We start from the raw sequence: 215 nt of genomic DNA, 5'->3' as shown, positions 1-215 counted from the left end.
GATAAAGTACCTCATTTCTCTACGTTCGGGAAAAATTATGAGCGACGTTTTAAAGATACAGACCTGTTTGAACAGATTTTCTATCGCATTTTAATGACAGCTGCTAATAAAAAGTTAATAAGTGCTGAACACGTTTTCGTGGATTCCACACATGTGAAAGCCAGTGCGAATAAACGGAAATTTGAAAAGAAAATCGTTCGTAAAGAAACACGAGC

1 protein-coding gene is annotated in these 215 nt (G+C 36.3%); it reads left to right on the top strand.

Annotation, left to right across the window (positions count from 1 at the left end; all coding sequences use genetic code 11):
• On the top strand, positions 1-215 hold a 215-nt coding region (locus tag IOC57_RS25595; protein ID WP_396020892.1), incomplete at both ends, for a transposase.

The sequence above is a fragment of the Bacillus sp. SD075 genome, from assembly GCF_017355165.1.
In the GTDB taxonomy this organism is placed as follows: domain Bacteria; phylum Bacillota; class Bacilli; order Bacillales; family DSM-1321; genus Peribacillus.
Note: the sequence above shows the minus strand (reverse complement) of the source record. Positions and strands in the feature narration are given on the sequence as shown.